Here is a 6529-nt window from a genome sequence, read left to right as displayed (position 1 = left end):
TAAGAAAGGTGGTGATGCCAACTTCTTTACATTCTACAATATAACCACTATATGAAAAAACAGCTGATAGCACCAAGGGGGAAGTCCGCCCTTTTTTAGTGTATTTTTATCATTCCTATCATCTATTATTGTTGGTTCAATGGCTTAATCTTGTTGTAATGTCATACCACTACTAAGTTGTTAACATTGATATATAAACCCTAAAAAGGATTTTTTATATCCTCCACTTTTCTTTTTTTCTCGTTTTGATAACTCCGCAACCGTCCAATCTGAAGAATCTTCTTTCGTCTTAATTTGATAAAATTGGTACTCTTCTTTCTCTGGTATAAATTCTGCCATATCGTCATGAAACTCACAAAAAACAATACATTCTGCGTTATTTTCAAGTTGACCTATAATATGACACACAATCCAGTGAACTTGATACTCAAAACGATTATATGAACCAGAACCTGCCTGTTCCCTCTGTTCCAATTCAAGAACTTTACCCATTCTGTAGCCCCCCTTTGTTCATCTGTTCCATTTCTGTTTGAAAGTCCAATTCTTCTTCCACTCTTCTTCATCCACTATCGCATCAAACACAGGCTCAATGAAAGTCTGAATCTCCGCAATTATTACCTCAAATTCAAGCGTAACATCTTTCATATTTTTCAAAAAATATCTCCACCGCTTCTGTATATCTTCATCTTCGGAAAGTGCCAGAATACGCTTAAAGCTATCTCTGTCATAAGGTGTTTCTCTTTTCTTCAATGTTTCAAAAATTGCCGCCCGTAGCTTCGCTCCCTCAAAATCGAATGTTCTTGCCAGATAATATATATCGTAAAAGTCTTTCATCCTGCCGGTCAATTCAAATCGTTGCAAGATAGCGTCAAATTTCTCTGCTATCGTACTTTCCAAAGAATACGTTTTTATCACTGGCTTTTCAAAATCTGGAAGCTGTGTATTGATTCTTCTTTCCTCTGCTTTCGGCACAATAATATCTCCCACACCAATATCAACATTAAACGGCACACGGACATTTTTTATCTGACCGATAATTTGAGTGCTGATGCCGTGGTATTTCCTCTGTGGGGAAATTTCTTCAAATCCCTTTGCTGTCATGGAAACAAAATCATTTCCTGTTGATGTCTCAATAATCTTACCAATCATACTTTTTACATCTTCTATGGTATTGGAAAATCCACGAAGCAGGAAATCAACATCTATGGTTGCACGGCTTTCAAAATTGGTAAGCGTATAGATAAACAATCCGCCTTTCAGAATAAGATTGTCTTCATAACCAGATTTTGAAAGTTTCCGCAAAAATTCCTCCTGCATAAACAACTGCAAACACTGTTGATAGCTGATTCCAGAAATCTTAGCTTTGTTTTTCAATTTTGCAAGAACAGACGCCGCCTTATCTGTCATTACAACCACACTCCAATCAAATCCTTTACACGCTTTTGCACCCGCAAAGTCTTTGCGTACTGCATAAGGTTCGGAATATTTTTTTTCTGGTCTTTTACATAGCCTTGTACTGCCTTATTAAAAATCTCTTTATCCATCTTATTCATATTCCTCAGCACATCGCAAATGGTACGGTCACGGTCATAAATATGAACTTCTTGGAAGTCAATTTCTCCTTTTGTTTTTCCAATGAAAAGCAGCTCTGGCTCAACCCGATAAGCCTTAATGAAAGGATAATCTATATTTGTGCGCTTTCTGGAAGTATTTTTGTCAATGGTAATATTCCATTCAGCGGGATTCCTGTCACTGTATCTATAATAGAAAAGGGCTGTTTCCATACAAAGAACTGCATCAGGGAACAGGCGGTTGACAATAACCACCTCACTCGTACCATAGTCATCCACCCAATGGTAACAGCCCCTTTTTATTCTTTCAATCAATCCTTGTTCCAGCATACGTTGAATATCTCTATAAAACAATTTTTCATTTGTAAGCTGTGCCGTTGTCATGACATAGCCATAATCAGAAAATATTTTGCTCAGTATTCTTATATCATTCTGTGTTAGCATTATTGCCTCCTTCTGACACATTTACTGCGTCCTTCAGGTAGATTTGGAAGTTCACTTCCAAACTTTCACCTCTGCACTAAAATACGCATAAATTTTTTATCGCTTGTGTGCTTTACTACATTATATCTATTCAACGCAAAAAAATCAAGCGAATCAAATCGAACAACTTCAAATCTTATACTTGTGTGCTTTACTACATAAAATCAGACCTACTTGTCCACAATAAAACAAATAGGTCTGACACAATTTAACCTGCTATATCAAATCTCGTTGAAGCAATGCCATATATAGTTATCGTTCTTTCCGTATCTCTAACCTCGATAGAATAAGGCTTCCCGACATTCCCCGCATCTTCATTTTCATCATACTTCTTTATCCGTTCAAACGTCGAAAAGCTATGTATCGGAAATCCCACCGTATCATGCCAGTCCAAAAATACAGTAAGTGGAACATTACCGCTGCTTCTCTGGGTACAGAAGAAATGGCACATTTTGAAATGGTAGCCACCATTGTCCATCAGCTTACAAGAAATCTTACCCCGGAAGAAATTAAAGAGTCCGGCTTTGGAGATTACTATATTGACCACACCCTGGGTATCTGGCCTCAGGCCGCCGGAGGAGTTCCTTTTAACGCATGTGAATTCCAGGTAAAAGGTGATCCTATCACAGATATCGTGGAAGATATGGCAGCAGAACAAAAAGCCCGCAGTACTTATGACAATATTTTACGGGTAGTCAAAGATCCAGATGTTATAGATCCAATCCGTTTCTTAAGAGCAAGGGAAGTAGTACACTTCCAGCGTTTCGGCGAAGCCTTGCGCATTATCCAAGAGCACTTAGATTCCAAGAACTTCTATGCCTTTAACCCTGCTATCGACAAAAACTGCAAATAAAAGACGCTGACAGATAAGTGATGCCGGAGCTGACAAACTTGCCGATTATAGAATATCCCTTACAATAGTTTGCCGGCTCCGGCTTGACATTTCTCAATGTTTGGTCTTTTTATGCTCTCCCCCAATAAAAAAATCAGAACACGTTCATTATCTGCAATTGCAATTCGATGAAATAAATAACACATAACCCCTAGAAACGGATTCTAATTTAAATCAGGAGGATAAAGAAATGGCAGTTAAAGTAGGAAACAGTTGGGTAACAGAGGCGGCTTATGCATATGCAAAATCAAAGGTGGATGAAAATACTTCTTCGGAGAATAAAAAAGGAAATTCCATGCTGGACAAGTTATCTGAAAAATATCCGGATATAAAGTTCAGCACCAGTACACAGCCCTTTTCAGGAACCGGAAAGAATAATATCGGGATTGCCCCCAATATCTTAAGGGAGATGGAAAACGACCCGGAGAAAAGGCTGGAATATGAAGCATTAATCTATGACTGCAACCAGGTGATTAAAAACTTACCTGATAAAATGCCAAACGGAAGCAGACTCAAATCCTTCGGATTTATTATCAATTCTGACGGCAGCTTGAAGGGATGGAGTATATCCGAAAGCGGGGAAGATACAAAACATAATAGATATTCTCTGGACAAGACCAAAAAGGACCGTTGGCTTGATACTGTTTTTGAGAAAGAGAAAAAAATTGAGGAAAAGAAAATCGCTGTGAAAAAACAGGCAGAAAAAAACAGGCTTATTTTGGATTTAAAAGTATGAAAAAACGTGAAAACGGCATCTCTTCCCCGCTTTTCATAATACTCGCAGCTTTTGCTAAATGTGCGCTGCCGCAGGTTGTAGACAGTACGCGGCGTCACCTCCATCTTTTCCGAGATTTCCCTATCGGAAAGGTCGCCCCAAAAGTCTAACAGCAGGATGTTCCTCTGCTTTTCCGGCAGGGATAACAGTGCTTTATATAAAGTTTCGCTCTCCACCGCACAGGAATATCCGCCCACATAAAGCACGAAAGACTCGGAAGGGTATTCATCCCTGCGGCCTAATGTTTCCAGAAGATAGTCTGCCGGTTCGTCGGCAAAATGCTTGTTCCGGTTGTTCTCGACCCGGTCTAAATTTCTGACAAAGTTGCGGGACACCGTTTTGCAGAAAGAATCGAACATGGCGAAAATACGGTCTTCGTTTGAAGGAGATAGCATGACACTTCCTCCCTTCTGCCAAATTTGAGCGCAGCTGTTTTTTCACCTCCTCGTAATACCAGAACACATCTCGGCATGGCAAACCGGAAAGAATTTTAAAATTTCTCAAAAAAATTTACTGCCATTTATTGACAGGTTTCGACAATGCAACTTAAAAAGGCCAATCTACACAAGGCAGATTGACCTTTCCGGGCAAGATATACTTGCCTTGTTATTAAACATTGCTTACCTGATACACACCGTATCCCAACACCGGCATCTTGATCCCATTGTTCAAAGTTACATATTCCATGACGTTCCCTCCTGTAATCATTATTTTATTTTTTGTAATCTTCACTGTTGACCGGTTCACACCATTCTGTACGGACGTTTTCCCCCAGCACCTCTAACGCCAGATGGGAGAACCAACTGTCCGACGCTGCTCCATGCCAATGCTTCACGCCTGCCGGAATATTGACGGTATCTCCCGCTGTCATGCAGACAGGCACTTTTCCCCATTCCTGATAAAAGCCCCTGCCTGCCACACAGACCAGAATCTGTCCGCCGCCCTTGTCAGCATGATGGATGTGCCAGTTGTTCCGGCAATGTAGGACGGATTTTGCGGACATTCAAAATAAAAAAGAATGTGGAGGTAACAGACAATGGCAAAGACGATTTTTGAGGAACTGGGCGGTAAATACGAAAGGAAGGATGATTACTTAATACCGTACTTAACTGTACCCGCCGAAGAAGAACAGCCGATAGGCATATGGGGGCAGCGGCATCTGAACTATCTGAAGCAGTACCGTAAGGTTACATACACCAATCTCCTTACAAGCGGCAAAATCAACACTTACCTTGCTGACATTGATAGGCAGGCACAGGAACGCTTTAAAAGGCTCATAGAGGACATGAAACAGGCACAAAGCATAACGGAACAACTAAAGGCAGAAAACGCTTTAGAATGGACAGGACGGCTCAATAACATAAGGGCTTATGCAAGGGAGATTGTGGAGAAAGAAGTTATTTACGCATAACAAAAAGGCAGCAGGGTATGAAAATTCTGCTACTTTTCTTTTTGGGCGATATTTCGAAGTGAAATGAAACGATTGACAAAATCAGTTTTACGGCTTATAATATAATCCTTGTTATATAATGCGAAGTATTGAACAGGAGGAAAAGCCATGCCACCAAAACCTAAAATCACAAGAGATATGGTTATTGATGCTGCATTTGAGGTTGCCCGCAAAACAGGTGCGGAAAACATCAATGCACGGACAGTATCAAAAAAACTAAACTGTTCCACGCAGCCTGTTATGTACCACTTTGCAACGATTGAGGAATTAAAAAGAGCCGTTTATACAAAATTGGACAGGTATCACGCAAAATATCTGATGAAGATTGAAGAACCATCAAAAGGTGTTATGCTTGGAATGGGATTAAATTATATTCGATTTGCGGTTGAAGAACCGCATTTGTTCTGCTTTCTATTTCAATCGGGTTTTGCAGTTGAGAACAATTTGCTTGAAATGATTGACTCCGAGGAACTTGTACCTATTATTTCTGCGATGCAGAAGGCAATAGGCATGAATATTGAGCAGACAAAAAAGGTCTTTTTAACAATTTCTCTCTTTGCTCATGGATATGCAAGTATCATAGCCAACAATTCATTGGAGTACGATGAAGAACTCATAAAAACTCATTTAGAACGGGCTTACAGAGGGGCAATATTAGCTGTACAGGAGGAAATGAAATGAAAAATCAACAAATTACGGGTCATAACAAAAAGAGCGTCGTTCTCACGCTCATAGGTATAGTAATAATGATACTACTGACCGTAACGAAAGTGGTGCCGTCCTCGACAATAGCAGGATATTCCGTGTTTGTAGGAATAGCGTTTTTCTTTATTACAGAAACTGTCGACAAAACACGAGGCTCCGAATCGGGTTTGCGTTTCAATACCATTGCGGTGGATCTCAAAAAGCCGGGTGTGATTATTTGGATGTTGCTGCCAAGTGCAAGTGGTATTGCAACGCTTGTTGTGGGAAACATGATTTTCAGTGGAGAATTTGTTGCTCATGTAATGGAGCGGACGAGTTCTATACTGTCTTTCGATAAGATTGCACTGCTGATGGGTCAAGTTATTATTGCGGCATTTGGTGAAGAAATTGCATACCGAGGATTCTTCTTTGGAAAATCCTCAAAAATATTTCCGTTTTGGGTTTGTGCAGTTTTGTCGTCCGTTGCTTTTGCCGCAGGACATATTGCTGTTGGAAACATAGGAATTGTAACTTATGACATTGCCGCTGTATTCATTGACAGCTTGATTTTTTCAGTGATTTATCAAAAATCCGAGAATTGCGTTATCAGTACCTTTTCACACATTCTCGGAAACGCAATATCCCTTGTTGCCGTGTTTGTATTCTTTTAAATC

The 6529-nt window shown here is 39.9% G+C and carries 8 protein-coding genes and 2 pseudogenes; 5 read left to right on the top strand and 5 right to left on the bottom strand.

Going from position 1 to position 6529, the window contains the following annotated elements; translation table 11 throughout:
• Window positions 1-180 precede the first annotated feature (180 nt).
• Genes D7Y06_RS17730 through D7Y06_RS17720 form a run of 3 tightly spaced genes read right to left on the bottom strand, consistent with a single transcriptional unit; the run spans window position 181 to window position 2015 of the window.
• The gene (locus D7Y06_RS17730; RefSeq protein WP_120409067.1) at window positions 181-492 is read right to left on the bottom strand and encodes a dsDNA nuclease domain-containing protein; all 312 of its coding nucleotides are present in this window, start codon (window positions 490-492) and stop codon (window positions 181-183) included.
• A gap of 18 nt (window positions 493-510) precedes the next feature.
• A complete protein-coding gene (locus tag D7Y06_RS17725; RefSeq protein ID WP_016296686.1) occupies window positions 511-1407 on the bottom strand; it encodes a nucleotidyl transferase AbiEii/AbiGii toxin family protein in 897 nt (298 codons plus the stop codon).
• Window positions 1407-2015, bottom strand: coding sequence for a type IV toxin-antitoxin system AbiEi family antitoxin domain-containing protein (locus tag D7Y06_RS17720; RefSeq protein ID WP_016296687.1), 609 nt, complete (start codon window positions 2013-2015; stop codon window positions 1407-1409). The genes D7Y06_RS17725 and D7Y06_RS17720 overlap by 1 nt, the downstream gene beginning before the upstream one ends.
• 421 nt (window positions 2016-2436) lie before the next feature.
• Between D7Y06_RS17720 and D7Y06_RS17715 the strand changes: the two genes are divergently transcribed.
• Both D7Y06_RS17715 and D7Y06_RS27255 read left to right on the top strand, forming a co-directional pair.
• Window positions 2437-2907 (top strand): manganese catalase family protein, encoded by a 471-nt coding sequence (locus D7Y06_RS17715; RefSeq protein ID WP_243119379.1) that lies wholly within the window; start codon window positions 2437-2439, stop codon window positions 2905-2907.
• A 229-nt stretch (window positions 2908-3136) separates the two neighbouring features.
• A complete protein-coding gene (locus D7Y06_RS27255) occupies window positions 3137-3682 on the top strand; it encodes a DUF6033 family protein (RefSeq protein ID WP_243119378.1) in 546 nt (181 codons plus the stop codon).
• A 71-nt stretch (window positions 3683-3753) separates the two neighbouring features.
• Here D7Y06_RS27255 and D7Y06_RS28640 read toward each other — a convergent pair.
• Together D7Y06_RS28640 and D7Y06_RS17705 are read right to left on the bottom strand one after the other, a co-directional pair.
• Window positions 3754-4080: pseudogene (locus tag D7Y06_RS28640) on the bottom strand (sigma-70 family RNA polymerase sigma factor); the annotation flags it as partial.
• Window positions 4081-4433: 353 nt separating this feature from the next.
• Window positions 4434-4700: pseudogene (locus D7Y06_RS17705) on the bottom strand (cupin domain-containing protein); the annotation flags it as partial.
• A 57-nt stretch (window positions 4701-4757) separates the two neighbouring features.
• Here D7Y06_RS17705 and D7Y06_RS17695 point away from each other — a divergent pair.
• The 3 genes from D7Y06_RS17695 (at window position 4758) to D7Y06_RS17685 (ending at window position 6526) form a co-directional block, all read left to right on the top strand.
• The gene (locus D7Y06_RS17695; RefSeq protein WP_120409063.1) at window positions 4758-5132 is read left to right on the top strand and encodes a TnpV protein; all 375 of its coding nucleotides are present in this window, start codon (window positions 4758-4760) and stop codon (window positions 5130-5132) included.
• Between the two features lie 147 nt (window positions 5133-5279).
• Entirely contained in the window at window positions 5280-5852 is a 573-nt protein-coding gene (locus D7Y06_RS17690; RefSeq protein WP_120409062.1) for a TetR/AcrR family transcriptional regulator, read from the top strand.
• Complete coding sequence (locus D7Y06_RS17685) at window positions 5849-6526, top strand: CPBP family intramembrane glutamic endopeptidase (RefSeq protein ID WP_199714748.1); 678 nt, start codon at window positions 5849-5851, stop codon at window positions 6524-6526. The genes D7Y06_RS17690 and D7Y06_RS17685 overlap by 4 nt, the downstream gene beginning before the upstream one ends.
• Window positions 6527-6529: the final 3 nt, after the last annotated feature.

The organism is Roseburia sp. 1XD42-69, assembly GCF_003612565.1.
Lineage (GTDB): Bacteria > Bacillota > Clostridia > Lachnospirales > Lachnospiraceae > Roseburia_B.
The sequence above is the reverse complement of the archived record's forward strand: the minus strand, read 5'-3'. Positions and strand labels throughout refer to the sequence as shown.

What these genes read in the sequence shown, in the direction of transcription:
- D7Y06_RS17695 (WP_120409063.1), top strand. Translation starts at nt 4,758, where the DNA reads ATGGCAAAGACGATTTTTGAGGAACTGGGCGGTAAATACGAAAGGAAG.
- D7Y06_RS17685 (WP_199714748.1), top strand. Translation starts at nt 5,849, where the DNA reads ATGAAAAATCAACAAATTACGGGTCATAACAAAAAGAGCGTCGTTCTC.
- D7Y06_RS27255 (WP_243119378.1), top strand. Translation starts at nt 3,137, where the DNA reads ATGGCAGTTAAAGTAGGAAACAGTTGGGTAACAGAGGCGGCTTATGCA.
- D7Y06_RS17730 (WP_120409067.1), bottom strand. Translation starts at nt 492, where the DNA reads ATGGGTAAAGTTCTTGAATTGGAACAGAGGGAACAGGCAGGTTCTGGT.
- D7Y06_RS17715 (WP_243119379.1), top strand. Translation starts at nt 2,437, where the DNA reads ATGCCAGTCCAAAAATACAGTAAGTGGAACATTACCGCTGCTTCTCTG.
- D7Y06_RS17720 (WP_016296687.1), bottom strand. Translation starts at nt 2,015, where the DNA reads ATGCTAACACAGAATGATATAAGAATACTGAGCAAAATATTTTCTGAT.
- D7Y06_RS17690 (WP_120409062.1), top strand. Translation starts at nt 5,280, where the DNA reads ATGCCACCAAAACCTAAAATCACAAGAGATATGGTTATTGATGCTGCA.
- D7Y06_RS17725 (WP_016296686.1), bottom strand. Translation starts at nt 1,407, where the DNA reads ATGACAGATAAGGCGGCGTCTGTTCTTGCAAAATTGAAAAACAAAGCT.